The organism is Pseudomonas sp. NPDC089395 (assembly GCF_044749525.1).
GTDB lineage: Bacteria > Pseudomonadota > Gammaproteobacteria > Pseudomonadales > Pseudomonadaceae > Aquipseudomonas.
Genome location: NZ_JBIVID010000010.1, coordinates 39412 through 62604, shown reverse-complemented (window position 1 = coordinate 62604; position 23193 = coordinate 39412). Strand labels below are relative to the sequence as shown.

The window sequence follows — 23193 nt, the reverse complement described above, 5'->3', positions numbered from 1 at the left end:
CGAACGGGGAGAGCCTCATGTCTACACTGGAGCGGGCCATCGTTGTGGCCGCCAGAGCGCATGAAGGGCAATACGACAAGGGTGGCGCAGCGTATATCCTTCACCCGTTGCGGGTGATGATGCGGGTTTCCACGCCTGAACAGCGGATCGTCGCTGTGCTGCACGATGTCATTGAAGATACGCCGCTTACGCTGTCCGATCTTGCGCGCGAAGGCTTCGCGCTCAAGATTCTCGCCGCCTTGCTGGCCTTGAGCCGACGACAGGGCGAAAGCTACGAGGATTTCGTGATGCGCCTGGGCGTCGACCCGTTGGCCCGCACCGTGAAGCTGGCGGACCTGGCGGACAACAGCGACCTTTCACGTATCCCGTGTCCCGGCCCCGCTGACCTGGCGCGGCTGGCCCGCTACCGGGAAGCCAGCGCCTACCTGCAGACGCTGGCCTGAACCTCAGGCCCAGGCGCGCTCAGTCTTCCTTGGGCACCGTCCAGAAAATCTGCACGCCGCCATCGTCCCGGTGGGCGAGGGTGACGTTGTCGTTTTCGGCGATTTCCTCGAGCAGGGTTTCCCAGTCGTCCGGCGATTCGTGCGCCAGGCGGAAGATCAGCGCGGCGCGGCTGCGTTGGGCGGTGGGACTGTTGATGATCTTCTGGATACGCACACCCAGTTGTTCATAGCTGCTCGGCGTTGCGGAAGCGTTACTGGCCACGGGGATTCTCCTTGTTTTGCTGTATGCGCATACAGTATTTCACTGCTGTTTTTTTCGCAACAGCGTGTCAGGCAAAAAGCCACCGTCGGTAGCGACATCCGCCAGTGCCCCAGCAGGGCCGGTGCGCTTGGCGCACCGGCCCTGGGCCTGCCGCGATCAGTATTCCCAGAAGATGCGTTGCAGCTCCTTGCTGTCCTGGGTCTTGGTCATCGCAACCATCGCCAGGATGCGCGCCTTCTGCGGGTTCAGGTCATGGGCGACGACCCAATCGTTCTTGTCATCCGGTTGCTCGGCGTTGCGCAGCACGAAACCGCCCTGATTGACGTGGGATGAACGAATGATCTGCACGCCGTTCTTGCGCAGCTCCTGCAGTGCCGGCACCACCCGCGACGACACCGAGCCATTGCCGGTACCGGCATGGATCAGCGCCTTGGCGCCGTTCTGCGCCAACGCCTTGTAGGCCGTGTCGGTCACGTTGCCGTAGCCATAGGCGATGTCCACTTGCGGCAGGCTGCTGATCTGCTTGATGTCGAACTCTGAGTTGACCGTGTGACGCTTGGCGGGCAGGCGGAAGTAGTAGGACTTGCCTTCCACCACCATGCCCAGCGGCCCCCAGGCGCTCTTGAAGGCTTCGGTCTTGATGTTGATCGACTTGCTCACATCGCGCCCGGACTGGATCTCGTCGTTCATGGTCACCAGCACACCCTTGCCGCGCGAGTCCTTGTCGCTGGCCACGGCCACGGCGTTGTACAGGTTGAGCATGCCGTCGGCGGACATGGCGGTGCCGGGGCGCATGGAGCCAACCACGACAATCGGCTTGTCGGTCTTCTCCACCAGGTTGAGGAAGTAGGCGGTTTCTTCCAGGGTGTCGGTGCCGTGGGTGATGACGATGCCGTCGACGTCGTTGCTGTCGGCAAGCTCGGCCACGCGCTTGCCCAGCTTGAGCAGGTCGTCGTTGGTGATGCTCTCGGAGGCGATCTGCATCACCTGCTCGCCACGGACATTGGCCAGGTCGGCCAGCTCCGGTACGCCGGCGATCAGCTTGTCCACGCCAAGCTTGGCGGCCTGGTAGGTGGCGCTGTTGGCGGCGCTGGCGCCAGCACCGGCAATGGTGCCGCCGGTGGCAAGGATCACCACGTTGGCCAGCTTCTGCTGGTTTTCGACTTCCTTGGCCGACGCTGTGGCTGGCAGGATCAGCAACAGGGCGAGGGCGCTGGGGGCGAAGGTCTTGAGTGCAACATTCATGGTTATTGTTCTCTTCCTAATGAGCTTGTTTGCTGTGTCGCAAAGCATGCAAGGCAGTTTTCGTACCAGCAGGGTGTAATCTGCACTTATTACCGGCCCCACAAGGCTTTAGTGCGGCGGCTAATTGCCCTCGCGTTCGGGGCTCCGAACAAGCATAGGAAAAGCTGTTCGGTTTTTCGGAGAGATCCCCGATAATCTGCGCAACGAGCAGGTTGGCTTCGAAAGCGAAACGGATTTGACAAAAGCGGATCCTGTTTCCATAGTTACTCAACGCAAACGTTTGCGATCCGATAAAAATCACAAGATTCGGAGTTACCTGACATGAAGCTGCCGTTCCCCGGTCGCCTGCTGGCGCTCGCCGTCATTTCTTCGCTGTCCCTCGCCCTGCCTTTTTCTGCAGCCCACGCAGAAGACAAGCCCAAGGTTGCCCTGGTGATGAAGTCCCTGGCCAATGAGTTCTTCCGCACCATGGAAGACGGCGCCAAGGCCTACCAGAAAGAGCACGCCGACGACTTCGAACTGGTGGCCAACGGCATCAAGGACGAAACCGACACCGGTAACCAGATCCGCATCGTCGAGCAGATGATCGCCACCGGCGCCAAGGCGCTGATCATCGCCCCGGCCGACTCCAAGGCCTTGGTGCCCGTGGTCAAGAAAGCCATGGACGCCGGCATCACGGTGGTCAACATCGACAACCGCCTCGACCCCGACGTGCTCAAGAACAAAGGCATCAGCGTGCCCTTCGTCGGCCCCGACAACCGCAAGGGCGCGCGACTGGTGGGCGATTACCTGGTCAAGGAAAAACTCAAGGCCGGGGACCAGGTCGGCATCATCGAAGGCGTGCCGACCACCACCAACGCTCAGCAACGCACTGCAGGCTTCAAGGACGCCATGGAAGCTGCGCAGATCAAGATCGTCTCGGTACAGTCCGGCAACTGGGAGATCGACAAGGGCAATGCCGTCGCGGCGTCGATGCTCAATGAATACCCTGACCTCAAGGCCCTGCTGGCCGGCAACGACAGCATGGCCCTGGGCGCTGTCTCGGCAGTGCGCGCCGCCGGCAAGACCGGCCAGGTGCAAGTGGTCGGCTACGACAACATCAACGCCATCAAACCGATGCTCAAGGACGGCCGCGTACTCGCCACCCTCGACCAGGCTGCCAGCGAGCAAGCCGTCTTCGGGATCCAGGCGGCGCTGAAGATGCTCAAGGGAGAAAAACCGGATGTGGATGCCGACAATGTCATCCAGACCCCGGTCACGCTGATCACCCAGCCTTGACGCGCAGGAGAAACGGCCATGTCGACGGCCAATGAAGGGGTGCTGACCGCCACCGGCCTGGGCAAGAGCTATGCCCAGCCGGTGCTCGGCGATGTCAGCCTGACCCTGCGCGCCGGCGAGGTGCTGGCCCTGACCGGTGAAAACGGCGCGGGCAAGAGCACCCTGTCCAAGCTCTTCAGCGGCCTGGAGACGCCCACTGCCGGGCACATGACCTATCGCGGCCAGGCCTACTCACCCGTCAGCCGCAGCAATGCCGAGGGTCTGGGGGTGCGCATGGTGATGCAGGAGCTCAACCTGCTGCCGACCCTGACCGTGGCCGAGAATCTGTTCCTCGACAACCTGCCCAGCCGTTTCGGCTGGATCAGCCGCAAGCGCTTGCGCCAACTGGCCACGGCCGCCATGGCCCAGGTCGGCCTCGATGCTATCGACCCGGACACCCCGGTTGGAGAGCTGGGCATCGGCCATCAGCAGATGGTCGAGATCGCGCGCAACCTGATCGGCGACTGCCATGTGCTGATCTTCGACGAACCGACGGCCATGCTCACCGCGCGCGAGGTGGAGTTGCTGTTTGTGCAGATCGAACGCTTGCGCCAGCGCGGCGTGGCTATCGTCTACATCTCCCATCGGCTCGAAGAGTTGCAGCGTGTTGCCCAGCGCATCGTCGTGCTGCGCGACGGCAAGCTGGTATGCGACGAGCCGATCCAGCGTTACAACAGCACCGAACTGGTCAACCTGATGGTGGGCCGCGAGCTGGGCGAGCACATCGACCTGGGCCGCCGCACGATCGGAGCACCGTTGCTCAAGGTCGAGCACCTGTGCCGCGGCGACAAGGTGCGTGACGTATCGCTGGAGGTCAGGGCAGGGGAGATCTTTGGTATCTCGGGCCTGATCGGCGCTGGGCGCACCGAGCTGCTGCGGCTGATTTTCGGTGCCGACCGCGCCGACAGTGGCAGCATCGCCCTGGGTCAGCCGCCCAGGCCCGTGACCATCGATTCGCCCAAGGCGGCGGTCAAGGCCGGCATCGCCCTGATCACCGAGGACCGCAAAGGCGAAGGCTTGCTGTTGTCGCAGTCGATCAGCGCCAACATCGCCTTGGGCAACCTGGGCGCCGTGTCCCGCGCGGGCGTGCTCGATGGCGACGCCGAGCGGGCCCTTGCCGAACGGCAGATTGCCGCCATGCGCATCCGCAGTGCCGGTGCTGCCCAGGCGGTTGGCGAACTGTCGGGCGGTAACCAGCAGAAAGTGGTGATCGGCCGCTGGCTGGAGCGCGACTGCCAGGTGCTGCTGTTCGACGAGCCGACCCGCGGCATCGACGTGGGCGCCAAGTTCGACATCTACGGCCTGCTGGCCGAACTGGCACGCCAAGGCAAAGCGCTGGTGGTGGTGTCCAGCGACCTGCGCGAGCTGATGCTGATCTGTGACCGCATCGCCGTGCTCAGCGCTGGTCGCCTGATCGACACCTTCGACCGCGACCATTGGAGCCAGGACCAGTTACTCGCTGCCGCCTTCGCCGGCTATCAGAAACGTGACGCCCTGCTGCACGACGCAGCGCCCAGGATGGATGCATGAAGACCCCACCTCTCGAAACGACAGACAGCACGGCCGCGCGCCGTGGCGGCACCTACTTCGGCCTGGGTACCTATCTGGGCCTTGCTGGCGCCTTGCTGGCGATGATCGTGCTGTTCTCGCTGCTCAGCAGCCACTTCTGGTCCTACGCCACCTTCAGCACCCTGGCCAATCAGATACCCGACCTGATGGTGCTGGCCGTGGGCATGACCTTCGTGCTGATCATCGGCGGCATCGACCTGTCGGTCGGCTCGGTGCTCGCCCTGGCGGCGTCCACGGTCAGCGTGGCGATCCTCGGCTGGGGCTGGGGCGTGCTGCCGGCCGCCGTGCTCGGCATGGCCGTGGCAGCCCTGGCAGGCAGTGTCACGGGCGCGGTCACCGTGGCCTGGCGCATCCCGTCGTTCATCGTCTCGCTCGGGGTGCTGGAGATGGCCCGGGGCCTGGCCTACCAGTTCACCGACTCGCGCACCGCCTACATCGGCGATGCCTATGCCTGGTTCTCCAACCCGATCGCCTTTGGCATCTCGCCGGCCTTCATCATTGCCCTGCTGGTGATCATCCTCGCCCAGTTGGTGCTGACCCGCACGGTGTTTGGCCGCTACCTGATCGGCATCGGCACCAATGAAGAGGCCGTGCGCCTGACCGGCATCGACCCGCGCCCCTACAAGGTGCTGGTGTTCGCCCTGATGGGGCTGCTGGCGGGCCTGGCCGCACTGTTCCAGATTTCCCGGCTGGAGGCCGCTGACCCTAATGCCGGTGCCGGGCTCGAACTGCAGGTAATTGCCGCCGTGGTCATCGGTGGCACCAGCCTGATGGGCGGGCGTGGCTCGGTCATCAGTACCTTCTTCGGCGTACTGATCATCTCGGTACTGGCCGCAGGCCTTGCCCAGATCGGCGCATCGGAACCCACCAAACGCATCATCACCGGGGCGGTCATCGTCATCGCCGTGGTGCTCGACACTTATCGCAGCCGGCGTGCGAGCCGGCGGAACTGAAATCATGGCAACCATCAAAGACGTCGCCGCACTCGCGGGTATTTCCTACACCACCGTATCCCATGTACTGAACAAGACGCGCCCGGTCAGCGAACAGGTGCGGCTCAAGGTCGAGGCAGCCATCGTCGAACTCGACTACGTGCCCAGCGCCGTGGCGCGGTCGCTCAAGGCGCGCAGTACGGCCACCATCGGCTTGCTCGTGCCCAATAGCGTCAATCCCTATTTCGCCGAGCTGGCGCGGGGTATCGAGGATGCCTGTGAGCGCAATGGCTACTGTGTGATCCTGTGCAACTCCGACGACAACCCGCAAAAGCAACGCAGCTATCTGCGCGTGCTGCTGGAAAAACGCATCGATGGGCTGGTGGTGGCGTCGGTGGGCGAAGACAGCGACTTGCTGCAGAGCCTGGCCAGCGTGCGCACGCCAATGGTCATCGTCGACCGCGAACTGGAAGGCGTGGATGCCGACCTGGTGCGTATTGACCATGAACACGGCGCCTACCTGGCCACCTGCCACTTGCTGGAGCTGGGCCACCGCGATATCGCCTATATCGGCGGCCCTGCCGAGACCGGTGTCAGCCAGTTGCGCCTGGCCGGTTTCCAGCGTGCGATGGCCGAGGCACGGGTCGCCGTGAACAGCGATCATGTGCTGCATTGCGACTTCACCAGCCCAGGTGGCCATGCGGCGGCCGCGCAGCTGCTCGACGGCAAGCGGCCCACGGCGATCTTCGCCGGCAACGACATGATTGGCTTTGGTGTGCTGCGTGCGGCGGCCGAGCGCAATATCAGCGTGCCGGGCGAGTTGTCGGTGATCGGCTTCGACGACATCGAACTGAGCCGTTATGTGTACCCGCCGCTGACCACGGTGGGCCAGTCGATCCGCGAACTGGGTGAAAACGCCGCGGCGCTGCTGCTGTCGCGCATCGCCACGCCGCGCCGGGAGGCAGCCGAGCAACGCATCGTTGCCCCGCGCATCGTTCTGCGCGAATCCACCGGGCCGCGCCCGGACTTGTTCAATGATTACCGTTAAGGAATCGTCATGAGTGCCAAAGTGCTGGTGGTCGGTAGCCTCAACATGGACCTGGTGGCTCGCGCCGAGCGCTTGCCACGCGCAGGCGAAACATTGGCGGGCGAAAGCTTCTCCACCGTGCCGGGCGGCAAGGGGGCCAACCAGGCAGTGGCGGTGGCGCGCCTCGGCGGCAGTGTGGCGATGATCGGCAACGTCGGCGATGACGCCTACGGCCAGCAGCTGCGCCAGGCTCTGGAAGTGGAGGGCATCGATTGCCAGGCTGTCGGCGTGTGCCAGGGGGTGTCCAGTGGTATGGCGCTGATTACCGTGGATGCCAGCAGTCAGAACTGCATCGTCATCATTGCCGGTGGCAATGGCCTGCTGACACCTGAGACCGTGCAGCGCTTCGATGGCTTGCTGCAGGCTGCCGAGGTGATCGTCTGCCAGCTCGAAGTGCCTGCCGCCACGGTAGGCTGGACCCTGGCCAGGGCGCGCGCGCTGGGCAAGCGAGTGATCCTCAACCCGGCGCCGGCCACCGGTCCGCTGCCGGCCGAATGGTTCGCCAACATCGATTACCTGATCCCCAATGAGCACGAGGCCGAGGCGTTGACGGGCCAGCCGGTCGACGACCTGGACAGCGCGCGTCGCGCTGCTGAGCGCCTGCTGCAATTGGGCGCTGGCAAGGTGATCGTCACGTTGGGCGCGCAGGGTGCACTGTTTGTGAGCCAAGATGGCAGCCGGCATTTCCCGGCGCCGCAGGTCAAACCGCTGGATACCACGGCAGCGGGCGATACGTTCGTCGGTGGCTTTGCTGCGGCGCTGGTGCAGGGCAAGGAGGAGGGCGAGGCGATCGCGTTCGGCCAGCGCGCTGCCGCATTGTCCGTCACCCGCGCCGGGGCGCAGCCGTCGATTCCTTACCTGACGGAGCTGATCCCATGAAAAAGACCGCGCTGCTCAATGTGGCCTTGTCGCGCACCATTGCCGGCATGGGCCACGGCGACATCCTGGTGATCGGTGATGCCGGGCTGCCGGTGCCGCCGGGCGTCGAGTTGATCGACCTGGCGTTGACACCCGGGGTTCCGGATTTTGCCAGTGTGTTGCGGGCAGTGCTCAGCGAGCTGCAGGTGGAGCGGCATGTACTGGCCGAGGAGATGCAGAAGGTGGTGCCGCCGGCGTTGGTCGAGATCGAGCGCTTGAAAGGCAAGCTGGGCAAGCGCGAGTGGCTGAGCCATGACGATTTCAAGGTGCTGTCGCGCAGTGCCCGTGCCGTAGTGCGTACCGGGGAGTGCCAGCCCTACAGCAATATTGCCCTGATCTCCGGCGTTACCTTCTAGAGGCGAGGGCTGCGCCCTCGATCGCCGGCAAGCGGCCCCAACCCATCCACCACCCAGGCAACAGGAGTGCCTCATGCTCAAACCCTTGCTACAAGGACTCACCCTCATGGCCGCAGCCGCCACCACCACCCTCCAGGCCGCCCCGCGCGAGCTGATCATCGACACCGACCCCGGCGCCGACGATGTGGTCGCGCTGTTCCTCGCCATGGCCTCGCCGGAGGAACTGAACATCCGCGCCATTACCACCGTGGCGGGCAACGTGCGCTTGGACAAGACCTCACGCAACGCCCGCCTTGCCCGAGAGTGGGCGGGACGTGAAGACATCCCGATATACGCCGGGGCAGGGCGGCCACTGGTACGCACGCCCATCTACGCCGCCGAGGTGCACGGTGAAGAAGGCCTGACCGGCGTTCAGGTGCATGAACCGAAGCAGCCACTGGCCCAGGGCAGCGCCGTGCAATACCTGGTCGATACGTTGGCGGCCGCCAAGCCGCAGAGCATCACCCTCGCCATGCTCGGCCCGCAGACCAACCTGGCCCTGGCGCTCACCCAGCGTCCGGAAATTGCCAAGGGCATCAAGGAAGTCGTGGTAATGGGGGGGCTCACTTCAACGGCGGCAACATTACCCCTGTAGCGGAATTCAACCTGTTCGCCGACCCGCATGCTGCGCAGGTAGTACTGGCCAGTGGCGTGCCAATGACCTACCTGCCCCTGGACGTGACCCACAAGCTGCTTACCAGCGATGCACGTCTCAAGCAGCTGGCGGCAGTGAACAACCACGCCAGCCAGTTAGTGGTGGATATCCTCAACGCCTACATCAAGCACGACATGGACCAGTACGGCCTGCCCGGCGGCCCCGTGCATGATGCGAGCGTCATCGCCTACCTGCTCAAGCCCGAGCTGTTCAGCGGCCGGCGCATCCACGTGAGCATCGACAGTCGCGAAGGCCCGACCTTCGGTCAGACAGTCGCCGACTGGTACGGCGTGCTCAAGCAGCCGGCCAATGTGATGTGGGTGGCAGAGGGGGGCGCCCAGGGCTTCTTCGACCTGCTCAGCGCGCGCTTGGCTCGATTGCAATAGCCGTGTGCGGTGCGTAGCGCTCGAACACCTGCTCGATGAAGCTGCGCGCCGCCTCGCCGCCGCGGTCACGCACCAGCAGGTCGATGGCGATCAACAGCAACTCTTCGGGCGTGCTGGGGCTGTAGGCGCTCTGGCCCTCGGCCCATTTGACCTTGATATCGGCGTCGATGCTATGGCTGCTCATGAAAGGCTCTCACTGGGGGCCCAGGGCGGAGGGGCGAACACCTGACCCTGGTGTTCGAAGAAGGCATTGTGCCTTCACTTCTTAAAGTAAATCATGACATTGCGTCAATAGCCTTGCGCCTCCCAGCATAAAAAGCTTCGCGGCGTAAACCAAGCGGCTTGCGATGAACGCTGCAAAATCCAGTCACGATTGCCTTTCGCCTGTGGTGTCGAGTTCAGGCAAACTTTTCCGTTTTGCAACAAATGACTGGTGGAACTGTCCGAACAGGCAGTTCCCGGATCGATTTTAGGAGGATTCATGTTCCGTACCCGTGCTTCCCTGGCAACCTTGCTGATCACTGCCGTACTGGCGGGTTGCAGCACTGGTGGCAACACTGGCGGTGGCAACGCGCCCGCCGCTACTGGCAACGACGGCCGTTGCGAGGCCAGCGGTGCCGAATTCGCCATCGGCAAGCAGGGCAGCGCTGATCTGCTCGAGCAGGCGCGCAAGGCCAGTGGCTCGCAGATGGCGCGTATCCTCAAGCCGCATGATGTGGTGACCCTGGAGTACCGCTCCGAGCGTTTGAACCTGAACGTGGATGAGCGTGGTGTGGTAACCCGCGTCAACTGCGGTTGATTATTGCGGCCCTATCGCCGGCAAGCCGGCTCCCACAGAAATTGCAGCGCTGCGATCATTGTGGGAGCCGGCTTGCCGGCGATAAGGCCGGTACTGACAAACCCAAGCCATAAAAAAACCCGCCACAAGGGCGGGTTTTTTTTTACAGCTTCCGAATTACTCCGGACGAACCTGTGCAGCCTGCATGCCCTTCTGGCCGCGCTCGGCGACGAAGGAAACAGCTTGGCCTTCTTTCAGGCTCTTGAAGCCGTCGGATTCGATGGCTTTGAAGTGAACGAACAGGTCGTCGCCGCCGCCTGCTGGGGTGATGAAGCCGTAGCCTTTCTCATCATTGAACCATTTGACGGTGCCTTGTTGGCGATTGGACATGGGTGAATCTCCAGAACATTTTGATTTTTTCGGTGGTGCAATGTGGCCGAGGCTACGGAGCACGGACAACATCATAGTCTAATTCTGCGGATGTAGCGCCTTTTACCTTCGCAGGATGTTGATCCAGGCCAAATGATGCGTGCCTGACACCCCGCGAGACGTCTATTTCGGCTTGCAGCTGGCTTGCACGACAGTCTGTGCCTTCTGCATCAGCTTGGCGTCAACGCCGTCCTTGCTGTCCAGGTCTTCGATCTCCTTGTCGGTGAAATTCTTTTTGATGGCTTGGGCACCGCAGTCGCAGTGTTTTTTCGCGGTCGCAGCGTCCACGCCTTGGGCGCCGGCTACCTGTTGGCACTGAGCCATGTAGGCGCCCTCCTTGCCGGCAGGGAAGTTGCCAGCAGTAGCAGCCACAGGCAGCAGCAGGGCGCCAGCGGCCGCCAGGGCCAGAAGAGACTGTACTCGCATAACCAGACACTCCTTGGGTTAAGGTCTCATCAAGAGTAGGTTGCTTCCCAAGGTCTGATAGGAAATTTTCCGCGTTAGTTCACCGTGGCGGCGCAATATCCAAATAATTTCTGCCTGCCGTGCAACCCGCGTGCTAGCATGCTCGGCTTGCAGCTGCAGACTTGCAGCGTGCAGCTATCTTTCTTACTTTCCAGTCACTCAGGTCCCCCTGGCAAGCCGAAAGGCTTCTGCCACTGTGAGGCAGGCTTCCCCCGCGGAAGGCAGGTCGGATCTTGTACTGGCTCATCCCAACCCACGTGACCTTTGGTAGGGGTCACCACTAGGAGAGGAGGCGCCATGCCCGTTATTACTCTTCCCGATGGCAGTCAACGCGCATTCGATCACGCCGTATCCGTAGCCGACGTTGCCGCGTCGATCGGCGCCGGCCTGGCCAAGGCCACGCTGGCCGGCAAGGTCGATGGCAAGCTGGTCGATGCCTGCGACCTGATCACCCATGACGCCAAGCTGCAGATCATCACCCCTAAAGATGAAGAGGGACTGGAGATCATCCGTCACTCGTGCGCCCACCTGATCGGCCACGCGGTGAAGCAGCTGTACCCGACCGCCAAGATGGTCATCGGCCCGGTCATCGACGAAGGCTTCTACTACGACATCGCCTACGAGCGTCCTTTCACGCCTGACGACCTGGCGGCCATCGAAAAGCGCATGCAGCAGCTGATCGAGAAGGACTACGACGTCGTCAAGAAGATGACCCCGCGCGCCGAAGTCATCGACGTGTTCAAGACCCGAGGCGAAGACTACAAACTGCGCCTGGTCGAGGACATGCCCGACGAGCAGGCCATGGGCCTGTACTATCACGAAGAATACGTCGACATGTGCCGTGGCCCGCACGTGCCGAACACGCGCTTCCTCAAGGCATTCAAGCTGACCAAGCTGTCCGGCGCCTACTGGCGCGGCGATGCCAAGAACGAGCAGCTGCAACGCGTGTACGGCACCGCCTGGGCCGACAAGAAGCAGCTGGCCGCCTACATCCAGCGCATCGAAGAAGCCGAGAAACGCGACCACCGCAAGATCGGCAAGCAGCTCGACCTGTTCCACCTGCAGGAAGAAGCGCCGGGCATGGTGTTCTGGCACGCCAACGGCTGGACCGTTTACCAGGTACTCGAGCAGTACATGCGTAAAATCCAGCGCGAAAACGGCTACCAGGAAATCAAGACCCCGCAGGTTGTCGACCGTATCCTCTGGGAGCGTTCCGGCCACTGGTCCAACTACGCCGAGAACATGTTCACCACTTCGTCGGAAAGCCGCGACTTCGCGGTAAAACCGATGAACTGCCCGTGCCACGTGCAGGTGTTCAACCAGGGCCTGAAGTCTTACCGCGATCTGCCGCTGCGTCTGGCCGAGTTCGGTGCTTGTCACCGTAACGAGCCGTCCGGCGCCCTGCACGGCATCATGCGCGTGCGTGGCTTCGTGCAGGACGATGCGCACATCTTCTGCACCGAAGATCAGGTGAAGAAAGAAGCCGCCGACTTCATCAAGCTGACCCTGGACGTGTACAACGACTTCGGTTTCACCGATGTCGCCATGAAGCTGTCGACCCGTCCGGCCAAGCGTGTGGGTTCCGAAGAGCTGTGGGACCGTGCCGAAGGCGCACTGGCCGACGCCCTGAACGAATCCGGCCTGGAGTGGGAATACCAGCCGGGCGAGGGTGCGTTCTACGGCCCGAAGATCGAGTTCACCCTGCGCGACTGCCTCGGCCGTAACTGGCAGTGCGGCACCCTGCAGTACGACCCGAACCTGCCGGAACGCCTGGACGCCAGCTACATCGCCGAAGACAACGCGCGCAAGCGCCCGGTGATGCTGCACCGCGCCATCCTCGGCTCGTTCGAACGCTTCATCGGCATGCTCATCGAGCACTATGCCGGCGTGTTCCCGGCGTGGCTGGCACCGACCCAGGCGGTGATCATGAACATCACCGACAAACAGGCCGATTTCGCCCTTGAGGTTGAGAAATCTCTGAACGGTAGCGGTTTCCGTGCCAAGTCGGACTTGAGAAATGAGAAGATCGGCTTTAAAATCCGCGAGCATACTTTGCTCAAGGTCCCGTACCTTTTGGTTATAGGGGACCGCGAAGTCGAAACGCAAACCGTCGCTGTGCGTACTCGCGAAGGCGCAGACCTGGGCTCCATGCCCGTCGCCCAATTCGCTGAGCTGCTGACACAAGCGGTTTCCCGGCGTGGTCGCCAAGAATCGGAGTAATGACTATTAAGCGTGAAATGAGAAACGATAAGCGTGCTGTACCGAAGGCCCCGATCAACGAGAATATCTCGGCCCGCGAGGTTCGGTTAATTGGCGCAGACGGCGAGCAGGTTGGCATCGTCTCGATTGATGAAGCGCTGCGTATCGCTGATGAAGCGAAGCTGGATCTGGTAGAAATCTCTGCAGACGCGGTACCGCCCGTCTGCAAGGTCATGGACTACGGCAAGCACCTCTTCGAAAAGAAGAAGCAGGCTAACGAAGCCAAGAAAAACCAGAAGCAGATCCAGATCAAAGAAATCAAGTTTCGTCCAGGGACGGAGGATGGGGATTACCAGGTAAAACTACGCAACCTGGTACGTTTCCTTACCGATGGGGACAAGGCCAAGATCTCTCTGAGATTCCGTGGTCGTGAGATGGCCCACCAGGAGCTGGGCATGGAGCTGTTGAAGCGGGTCGAAGCCGACCTCGCCGAATACGGCACCGTTGAGCAGCATCCTAAGATGGAAGGACGCCAGCTTATGATGGTCATCGCCCCCAAGAAAAAGAAGTAATCTCCCGGGCACGGCAGGCCTGATGATTATGTGTAATTTTATCGAATGCGGAGTTCCAACATGCCAAAAATGAAAACCAAGAGCGGTGCTGCGAAGCGCTTCCTGAAGACAGCTTCGGGCTTCAAGCACAAGCACGCTTTCAAGAGCCACATCCTGACCAAAATGTCGACCAAGCGTAAGCGTCAACTGCGTGGTAGCAGCCTGCTGCACCCGTCCGACGTCGCGAAAGTCGCGCGCATGCTGCGCGTTCGTTAATTCTGGTCAAAGATAGAGGAAGTTACTCATGGCTCGTGTAAAGCGCGGCGTTATCGCTCGTAAGCGTCACAAAAAAATTCTGAAACTGGCTAAAGGTTACTACGGTGCACGCTCGCGCGTATTCCGCGTAGCCAAGCAGGCAGTCATCAAGGCAGGCCAATACGCCTACCGCGACCGTCGCCAGAAGAAGCGTCAGTTCCGCGCACTGTGGATCGCTCGTATCAACGCCGGTGCCCGCACCAACGGTCTGTCTTACAGCCGTCTGATTGCTGGCCTGAAAAAGGCGTCGATCGAAATCGACCGTAAGGTTCTGGCTGACCTGGCAGTGAACGAAAAAGCGGCGTTTGCTGCAATTGTCGAGAAAGCTAAAGCCGTTCTGGCTTAAGTACCCACGACAATCATCCGGCAGCGCGCTGCGCTGTCGGGTGTAAAACGTCATCGATAGGGGAAGAGCCTTCAAAGCTCTTCCCCTATTTTCGTATCTGGAGTCTGTACATGGAAAACCTGGATGCGCTGGTCTCCCAAGCCCTTGAGGCTGTGGAGCGCGCTGAAGACATCAATGCCCTGGAACAGATCCGGGTTCAGTATCTCGGCAAGAAGGGCGAACTGACCCAGGTGATGAAGACCCTGGGCAACCTGCCAGCCGAAGAGCGGCCGAAAGTCGGCGCGCTGATCAACGACGCCAAAGAGCGCGTCACCGAAGTGCTCAACGCACGCAAGGCAGCCTTCGAAGAGGCCGAGCTCAGCGCTCGCCTGGCCGCCGAATGCATTGATGTGACTTTGCCAGGCCGTGGCCAGACCACCGGTGGCCTGCACCCGATTACCCGTACACTCGAGCGCATCGAGCAGTTCTTCACGCACATCGGCTACGGCATCGCCGAAGGTCCTGAGGTGGAAGACGACTACCACAACTTCGAAGCGCTCAATATCCCTGGCCACCACCCGGCCCGGGCGATGCACGACACCTTCTATTTCAATGCCAACATGCTGCTGCGCACCCACACCTCGCCCGTGCAAGTGCGGACCATGGAGTCCACCCAGCCGCCGATCCGCATTGTTTGCCCGGGTCGTGTATACCGCTGCGACTCGGATATCACCCACTCGCCGATGTTCCACCAGGTTGAAGGCCTGCTGATCGATCGCGACATCAACTTCGCCGACCTCAAGGGCACCATCGAAGAATTCCTGCGGGTATTCTTCGAGAAAGAACTGGCTGTGCGCTTCCGCCCGTCGTTCTTCCCGTTCACCGAGCCGTCCGCCGAAGTCGACATCCAGTGCGTGATGTGTTCCGGCAAAGGCTGCCGCGTGTGCAAGCAGACTGGCTGGTTGGAAGTGATGGGTTGCGGCATGGTGCACCCGAACGTGCTGCGCATGTCCGGCATCGACCCGGAAGAGTTCCAGGGCTTCGCCTTCGGCATGGGTGCCGAGCGCCTGGCCATGCTGCGTTATGGCGTCAATGATTTGCGTCTGTTCTTCGACAACGACCTGCGGTTCCTGGCCCAATTCCGCTAGGCCCAATCGACGCAATTTCTAGGAGAACAGCATGAAATTCAGTGAACAGTGGCTGCGCGGTTGGGTAAACCCGCAAGTCTCCCGTGATGAACTGGTCGCCCGCCTGTCCATGGCCGGCCTCGAAGTCGACAGCGTGACCCCCGCTGCCGGCCAGTTCAGCGGTATCGTCGTGGGCGAAATCCTCGCCACCGAACAACACCCGGATGCCGACAAACTGCGCGTGTGCCAGGTGAGCAACGGCCAGGAAACCTTCCAGGTCGTCTGCGGCGCGCCGAACGCACGCCCCGGCATCAAGATCCCGTTCGCCATGATTGGCGCCGAACTGTCCGGCGACTTCAAGATCAAGAAGGCCAAGCTGCGCGGCGTTGAGTCGTTTGGCATGCTGTGCTCGGCGGCCGAGCTGCAGATCAGCGAAGAGAACGACGGCCTGCTGGAACTGGCGGCCGATGCCCCGGTTGGCGAAGACATTCGCCACTACCTGAACCTGGACGACGCCAGCATCGAGATCGGCCTCACCCCGAACCGCGGTGACTGCCTGTCGCTGGCCGGCCTGGCCCGCGATGTCAGCGCCCTGTACAACGTCCCGGTCACCCGCCCGGTAGTGCCGGCCGTAGCGGCCGCCCACGACGAAGTGCGCCCGGTCGAAGTCTCTGCGCCGGCCGCTTGCCCGCGCTACCTGGGCCGCGTAATCCGCAACGTCGACCTGTCCAAGCCGACTCCGCTGTGGATGGTCGAGCGCCTGCGCCGCAGCGACGTGCGCAGCATCGACTCCGCCGTCGACATCACCAACTACGTGATGCTCGAACTCGGCCAGCCGATGCACGCCTTCGACCTCGCCGAAATCAACGGCGGCATCCGCGTGCGCATGGCCGAAGAGGGCGAGAAGCTGGTGCTGCTCGACGGCCAGGAAGTTGCCCTGCGTGCCGACACGCTGGTCATCGCCGACCACACCCGCGCCCTGGCCATTGCCGGCGTGATGGGTGGCGAGCACAGCGGCGTCAACACCGAGAAGACCCGCGACCTGTTCCTGGAAAGCGCCTTCTTCGAGCCGATTTCCGTCGCCGGCAAGGCCCGTTCCTACGGCCTGCACACCGATGCCTCGCACCGTTACGAGCGCGGCGTCGATTCGCAGCTCGCCCGCGAAGCCATGGAGCGCGCTACCGCCCTGGTACTGGAAATCGTCGGCGGTGAAGCCGGCCCGATCGTCGAAGCGGTCAGCGAGCAGCACCTGCCGCAAGTCGCCCCGGTGACCCTGCGTGCCGAACGCATCACCCAGATGCTCGGCATGGAGCTGGATGCTGCCCAGGTCGAGCAGATGCTCAACGCCCTGGAACTGACCACCACGGCGAACGGGGCAGGGCAGTGGACCGTCAACGTCCCGAGCCACCGCTTCGACATCAGCCTGGAAGTCGACCTGATCGAAGAGCTGGCCCGCCTGTACGGTTACAACAACCTGCCGGTCCGCTACCCGCAAGCCCGCCTGGCACCGCAAGCCCGCCCGGAAACCCGCGGCGAGCTGCCGAACCTGCGTCGCCTGCTGGTCGCCCGTGGTTATCAGGAAGCCATCACCTACAGCTTCATCGATCCGAAACTGTTCGAACTGTTCACCCCAGGCGTAGAGCCGCTGCTGCTGGCCAACCCGATCTCCAGCGACATGGCCGCCATGCGTGCGTCCCTGTGGCCGGGCCTGGTCAAGGCGCTGCAGCACAACCTCAACCGCCAGCAAGACCGCGTGCGCCTGTTCGAAAGCGGCCTGCGCTTCGTCGGCCAGCTCGGTGACCTCAAGCAGCAACCGATGATCGCCGGCGTCATCACCGGCAGCCGCCTGCCGGAAGGCTGGGCCAACGGTCGCGACAGCATCGACTTCTTCGACGTCAAGGCTGACGTGGAAGCCCTGCTGGGTTACTCCGGTGCCCTGAGCGACTTCACCTTCGTCGCCGGCAAGCACCACGCCCTGCACCCAGGCCAGACCGCCCGCATCGAGCGCGACGGCAAGGAAGTCGGTTACCTCGGCGCCCTGCACCCAGAGCTCGCCAAGGCCCTGGACCTGGATCGCCCGGTGTTCGTCTTCGAGCTGGTATTGGGCGATGTGGTCGAAGGCCGCCTGCCGAAGTTCAGCGAACTCTCCAAGTTCCCGGAAACCCGTCGTGACCTGGCGTTGATCGCAGGACGTGATGTAGCTTCTAATTCGGTTCTTGAAGTAATTCGTGACAATGCAGGCGAATGGCTGACAGACCTCAGGCTGTTTGACGTCTACCAGGGTAAAGGCATTGATCCTGATAGAAAAAGCCTGGCCGTCGGCTTGACCTGGCAGCATCCATCGCGCACTCTTAACGACGATGAGGTGAACACTACCCTGCAAAATATCCTCACCTCGCTTGAACAAAGGTTGAACACCACGTTAAGGAAATAACGGCATGGGTGCTCTGACGAAAGCTGAGATGGCCGAAAGGCTGTACGAGGAGCTGGGGCTTAACAAGCGTGAGGCCAAGGAGTTGGTCGAGCTGTTTTTTGAAGAAATTCGGCACGCACTTGAAGAGAACGAGCAGGTCAAGTTGTCCGGTTTCGGCAACTTCGACCTTCGCGACAAACGCCAGCGGCCGGGCCGCAACCCCAAGACAGGGGAAGAGATCCCGATCACTGCACGGCGCGTCGTCACCTTTCGTCCAGGGCAGAAGTTGAAGGCCCGGGTTGAGGCCTATGCTGGAACCAAGCCATAACGACGAGCTGCCGCCCATACCGGGCAAACGCTACTTCACCATTGGTGAAGTAAGCGAGCTTTGTGCGGTGAAGCCTCATGTGCTGCGGTACTGGGAGCAGGAGTTTCCTCAGCTCAACCCTGTGAAGCGGCGGGGGAATCGGCGGTATTACCAGCGGCAAGATGTGCTGATGATCCGACAGATTCGAGCGCTGCTTTATGATCAGGGGTTCACCATTGGAGGGGCGCGGTTGCGGCTCTCCAGTGATGAGGTGAAGGATGAATCTAGCCAGTACAAACAGCTGATTCGGCAGATGATTGTCGAGTTGGAAGATGTGCTGGTGGTGTTGAAGAAGTGATCTGTCCTCGGTGAGTAGAAAGTTTTTTTCAAAAAAAGCTTCCACTTATCATGTAGTTAAGGTAGATTCTTCATCGTTCTCAGCAACATCGAGAATGAGTTCGGGGCGTAGCGCAGCCCGGTAGCGCACTTGCATGGGGTGCAAGGGGTCGAGTGTTCGAATCACTCCGTCCCGACCAAAAAACTCCAAGAAATCCAAGCACTTACGGGTGCTTGGATTTTTTTATTTCCGCCTTTTTTGATTGCCACCTCTTAAATGGCTATTCTGGTTGCCAATTGGTTGCCAGTTGAGATTGGCTTGGCAGATTGGATGGCGCATCTGAAGAGTCGAATCTGACGCGCAAAGTTCATTAGCCCAGCACAGGCGTCTGTACGGGTTGTCCGTCGAGCTCGAATCGCGCGTAGCCTTGTTGTGGTGGTATGCCACGTGATTGGTTTAGGTGCGTTGTGGTGTCCTGTATCGTGAGGCTGTTTGGTTTGAAAATTCTTGATCGCAGTTCGCGCCAGTTAAAGAGCAAGGATGACCATTGATGGACAAACTTTGGAAGCAGATCACCCAATCCGATTACACATGGGAGCGGGAAGCGCTGGAGTTTGCCAAGCGACTGCTCCCTGATCACGATCCGTATCGTGCATGGGCCAATTTCGAGTTCATCGCCCAGGATGGTTCAATCAACGAAGTTGATCTCATGGTGCTCACGCCCAAGGGTATGTACCTTATCGAGATCAAATCTCATCCGGGCGTCATTGCTGGTGACGCAGCCAACTGGGTTTGGGAAAGGCCTCTGCCCAAAGGGGGGCAAAAGATCTTCGATAACCCCCGCCTGCTCGCGCGGCGCAAGGCGCAAAAGCTGGCTTCGCTGCTAAAGGTGCAGCCTTCATTCCATCGAAGCAAGGAAACAGTTCCCTTTATCGATGCCTTGGTGTTCCTCTCTGCGGAGGACTTGATCATCAAGCTAGAAGGTAATGCGCGCCAAGGGGTAGTGAACAGGCAAGAGTTGCTCCGCGAAATCACGCTTATCGATGAGAACTGGAAGCATCGGCAGATTTCTGCCTACGCGGCCAAGGTCATCTCGCGTGCTGTCGAAGAGGCGGGTATCAAAGAGTCCGTACGTATGCGGCGCGTCGGCAGCTATGAGCTCCAGAGCCTTCTCTACGAGTCAGACACATATCAGGATTGGCTTGCTTTGCATCCAGACCTAGGTCTGCAACGCAAGGTGCGCATTTACCTGACGCAGGATAAGCCCGAGGAAGAGGTTTCTCGGCTCGAAAAGGCAGCCAAGCTTGAGTTTCGTTTGCTTGAGGGAATTGAGCACCCAGGTATTTTGCGGGCCTACGAATTTCAGCAGCACGAGAGCGGTCCTGCGGTGGTCTATGAGCATGATCCCAAAGCGTTTCGTCTCGACCATCTATTGATGCATCTGGGCAAGGATCGCCGCCTGGATATTGTTGAGGCTACTTACCTGCTTCGCCTAATAGCAGAAGCTGTGCAGTACGCGCACGGGCAAAAGCTCTATCACCGTGGGCTAAGTCCTCAGTGCATCTGGGTCAAGGAGCTGGGTGAGGAGAAGTTCAGTGCCAAAATCAGCAACTGGGCCACTGCCGAGCGAGTATTCGAGAGTGAATCGCGCAACATCAGTGCGCTAACCCGTCTGAGCAACCTTGTACATGAAGAGGCCGGGCCTTATGTCGCTCTGGAAGCGCACACTGGTGCTGCAGACGGTGTGCACTTGGATGTGTTCTCCCTGGGTGCGATCGCCTACCACTTATTTACCGGTAAGAAGCCCGCGCAAACCGATATTGAGTTACTGGACAAGCTGCGCCGAGGCAGTGGTCTGCAGGTTACCGATGAGATCAACGGTGCAAGCGAGGCTATGCAGTACCTGGTGCAGTACGCCACACACCCTGATGTAGGCAGCCGGTTGGAATCGGTCAGTGAGTTCATCAAACGACTGGATGACCTTGAGGACGAGCTTAGCCAGCCAAGCACGCTTCGAACTAACCCAACTGAGGCCCGTAAAGGTGACCTACTGCCAGGAGGCTTCCAGGTTATTCAGCCACTTGGCAAAGGTGCGTGCTCAGTCGTATTCCTGGTTGATTACCAGGGTCAGTCTCGCGTTCTGAAGATCGCTTCGACACCTGACCACAATAGCCGTCTTACGAGAGAGGGCGAAGTGCTGGCCAGTTTGCGGCACCAGGCCATTGTTCCTTACTACAAAACCCTGGATATCGTTGGCCATACCGCTCTGCTACTCGACTATGCGACCGAGGGCACCCTGGCACAGCGCCTCCGCCATGTCGGCGCTGTGCAGCTGGAGTTGCTTGAACGCTTCGGTGACGACTTGCTCAGTGCGGTTGTGCATCTAGAGGACCAGGCGCTGGTGCATCGTGATATCAAGCCAGAGAACATCGGCTTGGTGATGCAAGGCAGCGTTCTTCACCTCATGCTTTTTGACTTCTCCCTGTCCAGTGTCGGTGCTGACAATATCAGTGCCGGCACTCTGGCCTACATGGATCCGTTCATCCGTGATCCTGGCCGCCGCCGTTGGGACGACCATGCCGAGCGATTCTCCGTTGCGCTGACCCTTTACGAGATGGCCGCAGGCGCTTTGCCTGGATGGACGTCCTCTGAAGGTCTGCCACATCAACTCGAAGGTGAGCTGGAGGTTGATCGAACCGTCTTCGATCCGAGCATTCGCGATCGCATGGTTGAGTTCTTCAAACGGGCCTTGGTTCGTGATGTGCGCAAGCGCTTTGCCAGTGCCGGCGAGATGCTGCGTGAGTGGCGCAAAACATTCCATGACACGCGCAGTGAGTCTCTGCATACGACTCAGCAGCCTGTGGAGCGTACTTGCCCCGTCAGCGAGGCTCAGCTTGATACGCAGATTGGCCTATTGGCTCTGAGCCCACAAGCGCTGGACACCCTCAGCCGCCGGAACATCAACAGTGTTGCTGACCTCATCAAACTGAATCGCTCCCGCGTTCGAGTCTGGACGGGAGTGGGGGTGAAGACCCGTAATGAGCTTTCTGATGTCATAGGTCAGCTTCAGGCGCGCCTTCTGGACGGCCAACAAGTTCAGCAATTGGATAGCAGTGATACCAGCGTTGTAAGTGTCGACCGTCTGTTCCAGCAGGTTCTGCCAAAGTCCACCGATCAGACTCGCTTGAGCTTTCTTAACGAATACCTGGGTCGACTGGACGAGGATGCGCCCAAGGGTTCTCACAACGTTCATTGGCCTACGCCGGCAGCCATCAGCGGCCACCTCGGCATTGAGACTCTGCTTGTGCGCGAGCTGGTCGATAAGGTTCTGACCCAGTGGGGTAAGACCAAAGCGATTACGGACTTGAGAGAGGACATCGTCGGCCTGCTGGAGGATAACGGCGGCGTAATGACGGCGGTCGAAGTTGCTGACGCAATCCTGCTCCGTCGCGGCTCGGTGCAAGACAGCCCGCTGCGTGAGCGCTGGGCCTATGCCGTCGTACGGGCTGCCGTGGAAACGGAATTGAGTAAACAGGAGCCTCGTTGGCTTTTGCGTCGCTCCGGTAACCGCTTCCTGATTGCCGATAATCGTCAGGGGCGAGGGGAGGAACTGGCCGATTACGCTTGCGACCTTGGCAGCCTGGCAGATGAGTGTGCGCGCCAGCTGCCACTGCTGGCTCCCGTACGTACGCTTGAGAAGATAAGGGCTGTGCCAGCGCCAGAGTCATTTGCAGGCCTGAGCAACCACCGACTTCTGCGTTTGGCTGCAGCTGCATCCGAGAGTGCAGCCCTATCCAGCCGTGTGGAATTTTATCCGCGAGGGATGCCCGCCAAGCTTGCTTTGGAGTTGGCCCAGGGCGCGCTATTGGGCAGCAAGGCGCTTACTGTCAAAGATATTCAGACCCGCGTAGCCGGCCGCTATCCCGCAGCACAGGAGCTACCAGGCCGTCCTGAGCTGGATGAGTTGGTGCGCGCCCTGGATATCGGTTTCCAGTGGAATGGCAGCTTTGAGTTTGCCAACGGCGATAGGGGGGGGTACTGCCTGCCAAGCGCAGGGATGACCAGCTTCGCATCAGCCGGCTCTACTCACTACAGTCCGACTCAACAAGGCGAAGACGACACCACCACACTCAAGTCGGTTAAAGAGCTGGGCTTGATGCTTGAGAAGGTGGTGACTGCCTCCCATTTCATGGCGCTGACCGTAAGGCCGCGTCAGTGGTGGCAAGCGCAGGAAAAACTCTGCCGAGACTATCCGTTTAAGCGCATCAGTTTTGATGAACTGCTACTTCGCCATGTACAGGCTGTATGCGCCAGTATGCCCAAAGCGCCGGATTGGCAAGTGGTGCTCAAGGCAGACGCCTGTGAGCACAGTTCACGTGATTGGCAGAACCTGCAGCGCCTGGTGCAGCGCGCGTTACCGGGCATGGCTGAGGAGATTCTGCAGGCCGGTCAACCAGTGCTTCTGACGGAGCCAGGGCTGCTGGCGCGCTATGAGCTGGTGACAACATGGCTGAATGATCTGCGCCAACAGTTGATGAACGTTATCGGTCGCAGTGGCATTGCGTTGCCTGGGTTGGTTCTGCTCATCGCCGTGGATGCGCAGCGTTCCGCGGCCATGATCGATGACGTATTGGTGCCTACAGGCGCAGGTAGCAAAGAGTTTGCCCATATTCCCAGTAGCTGGCTTGACGATTCCCAGTCACTGCCTCAGGCAGTTAAAACCACTGCCTAAGAAAAA

At 60.8% G+C, this 23193-nt stretch carries 23 protein-coding genes, 1 tRNA gene and 1 pseudogene; 19 read left to right on the top strand and 6 right to left on the bottom strand.

The annotated features are described in order from the left end of the window. The first annotated feature begins 17 nt into the window (after positions 1 to 17). Positions 18 to 443: a GTP pyrophosphokinase gene (locus ACIPZG_RS20715; RefSeq protein ID WP_400716480.1), complete on the top strand. Its 426-nt coding sequence runs from the start codon at positions 18 to 20 to the stop codon at positions 441 to 443. A gap of 19 nt (positions 444 to 462) precedes the next feature. Here the strand turns inward: ACIPZG_RS20715 and ACIPZG_RS20710 are convergent, their stop codons facing one another. Next, on the bottom strand, positions 463 to 705 hold the full coding sequence (locus ACIPZG_RS20710) for a DUF1654 domain-containing protein (protein WP_400716478.1): 243 nt from the start codon (positions 703 to 705) through the stop codon (positions 463 to 465). 156 nt (positions 706 to 861) lie between these two features. Further along, positions 862 to 1950, bottom strand: a complete 1089-nt coding sequence (locus ACIPZG_RS20705) for an asparaginase (protein ID WP_008091271.1) — start codon at positions 1948 to 1950, stop codon at positions 862 to 864. A 321-nt stretch (positions 1951 to 2271) separates the two neighbouring features. Here ACIPZG_RS20705 and ACIPZG_RS20700 point away from each other — a divergent pair, with 321 nt between their 5' ends. From ACIPZG_RS20700 to ACIPZG_RS20670, 7 genes and pseudogenes are all read left to right on the top strand, one after another. Further along, positions 2272 to 3228, top strand: coding sequence for a sugar ABC transporter substrate-binding protein (locus tag ACIPZG_RS20700; RefSeq protein ID WP_400716476.1), 957 nt, complete (start codon positions 2272 to 2274; stop codon positions 3226 to 3228). 18 nt (positions 3229 to 3246) lie between these two features. Beyond that, positions 3247 to 4797 carry a sugar ABC transporter ATP-binding protein gene (locus ACIPZG_RS20695; protein ID WP_400716474.1) on the top strand — a complete coding sequence of 517 codons (1551 nt, stop codon included), beginning with the start codon at positions 3247 to 3249 and terminating at the stop codon, positions 4795 to 4797. After that, a complete protein-coding gene (locus tag ACIPZG_RS20690; protein WP_400716472.1) occupies positions 4794 to 5789 on the top strand; it encodes an ABC transporter permease in 996 nt (331 codons plus the stop codon). Before ACIPZG_RS20695 ends, ACIPZG_RS20690 begins: the two co-directional genes overlap by 4 nt. A gap of 4 nt (positions 5790 to 5793) precedes the next feature. Then, positions 5794 to 6816 (top strand): LacI family DNA-binding transcriptional regulator, encoded by a 1023-nt coding sequence (locus ACIPZG_RS20685; RefSeq protein ID WP_400642562.1) that lies wholly within the window; start codon positions 5794 to 5796, stop codon positions 6814 to 6816. A 9-nt stretch (positions 6817 to 6825) separates the two neighbouring features. Continuing rightward, on the top strand, positions 6826 to 7734 hold the full coding sequence (gene rbsK / locus ACIPZG_RS20680) for a ribokinase (protein ID WP_400716470.1): 909 nt from the start codon (positions 6826 to 6828) through the stop codon (positions 7732 to 7734). Continuing rightward, complete coding sequence (gene rbsD / locus ACIPZG_RS20675) at positions 7731 to 8129, top strand: D-ribose pyranase (RefSeq protein WP_008098632.1); 399 nt, start codon at positions 7731 to 7733, stop codon at positions 8127 to 8129. The genes rbsK and rbsD overlap by 4 nt, the downstream gene beginning before the upstream one ends. 73 nt (positions 8130 to 8202) lie before the next feature. Then, positions 8203 to 9209: pseudogene (locus ACIPZG_RS20670) on the top strand (nucleoside hydrolase). On the opposite strand, the gene ACIPZG_RS20665 reads toward ACIPZG_RS20670, so the two are convergent. Together ACIPZG_RS20665 and ACIPZG_RS20660 are read right to left on the bottom strand one after the other, a co-directional pair. Continuing rightward, the gene (locus ACIPZG_RS20665) at positions 9181 to 9393 is read right to left on the bottom strand and encodes a hypothetical protein (protein ID WP_400716468.1); all 213 of its coding nucleotides are present in this window, start codon (positions 9391 to 9393) and stop codon (positions 9181 to 9183) included. The pseudogene ACIPZG_RS20670 and the gene ACIPZG_RS20665 sit on opposite strands and share 29 nt — an antisense overlap. A 104-nt stretch (positions 9394 to 9497) precedes the next feature. Continuing rightward, complete coding sequence (locus ACIPZG_RS20660) at positions 9498 to 9692, bottom strand: hypothetical protein (RefSeq protein WP_400716466.1); 195 nt, start codon at positions 9690 to 9692, stop codon at positions 9498 to 9500. On the opposite strand from ACIPZG_RS20660, the gene ACIPZG_RS20655 reads away from it, so the two are divergent. Then, on the top strand, positions 9691 to 10008 hold the full coding sequence (locus ACIPZG_RS20655; protein ID WP_400716464.1) for an I78 family peptidase inhibitor: 318 nt from the start codon (positions 9691 to 9693) through the stop codon (positions 10006 to 10008). The genes ACIPZG_RS20660 and ACIPZG_RS20655 overlap by 2 nt on opposite strands. Positions 10009 to 10164: 156 nt before the next feature. Here the strand turns inward: ACIPZG_RS20655 and ACIPZG_RS20650 are convergent, their stop codons facing one another. Together ACIPZG_RS20650 and ACIPZG_RS20645 are read right to left on the bottom strand one after the other, a co-directional pair. Beyond that, the gene (locus ACIPZG_RS20650; protein WP_400661154.1) at positions 10165 to 10377 is read right to left on the bottom strand and encodes a cold-shock protein; all 213 of its coding nucleotides are present in this window, start codon (positions 10375 to 10377) and stop codon (positions 10165 to 10167) included. A gap of 162 nt (positions 10378 to 10539) precedes the next feature. Further along, positions 10540 to 10842: a hypothetical protein gene (locus ACIPZG_RS20645; RefSeq protein WP_400716462.1), complete on the bottom strand. Its 303-nt coding sequence runs from the start codon at positions 10840 to 10842 to the stop codon at positions 10540 to 10542. 336 nt (positions 10843 to 11178) lie between these two features. Here ACIPZG_RS20645 and thrS point away from each other — a divergent pair, with 336 nt between their 5' ends. From thrS to pglW, 10 genes are all read left to right on the top strand, one after another. Beyond that, positions 11179 to 13101, top strand: coding sequence for a threonine--tRNA ligase (gene thrS / locus ACIPZG_RS20640; RefSeq protein ID WP_008100410.1), 1923 nt, complete (start codon positions 11179 to 11181; stop codon positions 13099 to 13101). Then, positions 13101 to 13652: a translation initiation factor IF-3 gene (gene infC / locus ACIPZG_RS20635; RefSeq protein ID WP_012052879.1), complete on the top strand. Its 552-nt coding sequence runs from the start codon at positions 13101 to 13103 to the stop codon at positions 13650 to 13652. Before thrS ends, infC begins: the two co-directional genes overlap by 1 nt. Positions 13653 to 13712: 60 nt before the next feature. Next, entirely contained in the window at positions 13713 to 13907 is a 195-nt protein-coding gene (gene rpmI, locus ACIPZG_RS20630; protein ID WP_008100408.1) for a 50S ribosomal protein L35, read from the top strand. Between the two features lie 28 nt (positions 13908 to 13935). After that, positions 13936 to 14292 (top strand): 50S ribosomal protein L20, encoded by a 357-nt coding sequence (gene rplT, locus ACIPZG_RS20625; protein WP_003250671.1) that lies wholly within the window; start codon positions 13936 to 13938, stop codon positions 14290 to 14292. Positions 14293 to 14402: 110 nt separating this feature from the next. Continuing rightward, a complete protein-coding gene (pheS, locus tag ACIPZG_RS20620) occupies positions 14403 to 15419 on the top strand; it encodes a phenylalanine--tRNA ligase subunit alpha (RefSeq protein ID WP_008100402.1) in 1017 nt (338 codons plus the stop codon). A gap of 31 nt (positions 15420 to 15450) precedes the next feature. Further along, entirely contained in the window at positions 15451 to 17832 is a 2382-nt protein-coding gene (gene pheT / locus ACIPZG_RS20615; RefSeq protein WP_400716460.1) for a phenylalanine--tRNA ligase subunit beta, read from the top strand. Positions 17833 to 17836: 4 nt separating this feature from the next. Beyond that, positions 17837 to 18139 carry an integration host factor subunit alpha gene (gene ihfA / locus ACIPZG_RS20610; protein WP_003250679.1) on the top strand — a complete coding sequence of 101 codons (303 nt, stop codon included), beginning with the start codon at positions 17837 to 17839 and terminating at the stop codon, positions 18137 to 18139. Beyond that, on the top strand, positions 18120 to 18476 hold the full coding sequence (locus tag ACIPZG_RS20605; RefSeq protein ID WP_008100384.1) for a MerR family transcriptional regulator: 357 nt from the start codon (positions 18120 to 18122) through the stop codon (positions 18474 to 18476). The genes ihfA and ACIPZG_RS20605 overlap by 20 nt, the downstream gene beginning before the upstream one ends. Positions 18477 to 18577: 101 nt before the next feature. Continuing rightward, a tRNA-Pro gene (locus ACIPZG_RS20600) sits at positions 18578 to 18654 on the top strand. Positions 18655 to 19005: 351 nt separating this feature from the next. Then, entirely contained in the window at positions 19006 to 23187 is a 4182-nt protein-coding gene (pglW, locus tag ACIPZG_RS20595) for a BREX system serine/threonine kinase PglW (protein ID WP_400716458.1), read from the top strand. The last annotated feature ends 6 nt before the right edge of the window (positions 23188 to 23193 follow it).

Bases quoted from the DNA above. Each gene is read 5' to 3' on its own strand.
- ACIPZG_RS20715 (WP_400716480.1), top strand. From the start codon at position 18: ATGTCTACACTGGAGCGGGCCATCGTTGTGGCCGCCAGAGCGCATGAA.
- ACIPZG_RS20705 (WP_008091271.1), bottom strand. From the start codon at position 1,950: ATGAATGTTGCACTCAAGACCTTCGCCCCCAGCGCCCTCGCCCTGTTG.
- ACIPZG_RS20700 (WP_400716476.1), top strand. From the start codon at position 2,272: ATGAAGCTGCCGTTCCCCGGTCGCCTGCTGGCGCTCGCCGTCATTTCT.
- ACIPZG_RS20695 (WP_400716474.1), top strand. From the start codon at position 3,247: ATGTCGACGGCCAATGAAGGGGTGCTGACCGCCACCGGCCTGGGCAAG.
- ACIPZG_RS20690 (WP_400716472.1), top strand. From the start codon at position 4,794: ATGAAGACCCCACCTCTCGAAACGACAGACAGCACGGCCGCGCGCCGT.
- ACIPZG_RS20685 (WP_400642562.1), top strand. From the start codon at position 5,794: ATGGCAACCATCAAAGACGTCGCCGCACTCGCGGGTATTTCCTACACC.
- rbsK (WP_400716470.1), top strand. From the start codon at position 6,826: ATGAGTGCCAAAGTGCTGGTGGTCGGTAGCCTCAACATGGACCTGGTG.
- rbsD (WP_008098632.1), top strand. From the start codon at position 7,731: ATGAAAAAGACCGCGCTGCTCAATGTGGCCTTGTCGCGCACCATTGCC.
- ACIPZG_RS20665 (WP_400716468.1), bottom strand. From the start codon at position 9,393: ATGAGCAGCCATAGCATCGACGCCGATATCAAGGTCAAATGGGCCGAG.
- ACIPZG_RS20655 (WP_400716464.1), top strand. From the start codon at position 9,691: ATGTTCCGTACCCGTGCTTCCCTGGCAACCTTGCTGATCACTGCCGTA.
- ACIPZG_RS20660 (WP_400716466.1), bottom strand. From the start codon at position 9,692: ATGAATCCTCCTAAAATCGATCCGGGAACTGCCTGTTCGGACAGTTCC.
- ACIPZG_RS20650 (WP_400661154.1), bottom strand. From the start codon at position 10,377: ATGTCCAATCGCCAACAAGGCACCGTCAAATGGTTCAATGATGAGAAA.
- ACIPZG_RS20645 (WP_400716462.1), bottom strand. From the start codon at position 10,842: ATGCGAGTACAGTCTCTTCTGGCCCTGGCGGCCGCTGGCGCCCTGCTG.
- thrS (WP_008100410.1), top strand. From the start codon at position 11,179: ATGCCCGTTATTACTCTTCCCGATGGCAGTCAACGCGCATTCGATCAC.
- infC (WP_012052879.1), top strand. From the start codon at position 13,101: ATGACTATTAAGCGTGAAATGAGAAACGATAAGCGTGCTGTACCGAAG.
- rpmI (WP_008100408.1), top strand. From the start codon at position 13,713: ATGCCAAAAATGAAAACCAAGAGCGGTGCTGCGAAGCGCTTCCTGAAG.
- rplT (WP_003250671.1), top strand. From the start codon at position 13,936: ATGGCTCGTGTAAAGCGCGGCGTTATCGCTCGTAAGCGTCACAAAAAA.
- pheS (WP_008100402.1), top strand. From the start codon at position 14,403: ATGGAAAACCTGGATGCGCTGGTCTCCCAAGCCCTTGAGGCTGTGGAG.
- pheT (WP_400716460.1), top strand. From the start codon at position 15,451: ATGAAATTCAGTGAACAGTGGCTGCGCGGTTGGGTAAACCCGCAAGTC.
- ihfA (WP_003250679.1), top strand. From the start codon at position 17,837: ATGGGTGCTCTGACGAAAGCTGAGATGGCCGAAAGGCTGTACGAGGAG.
- ACIPZG_RS20605 (WP_008100384.1), top strand. From the start codon at position 18,120: ATGCTGGAACCAAGCCATAACGACGAGCTGCCGCCCATACCGGGCAAA.
- pglW (WP_400716458.1), top strand. From the start codon at position 19,006: ATGGACAAACTTTGGAAGCAGATCACCCAATCCGATTACACATGGGAG.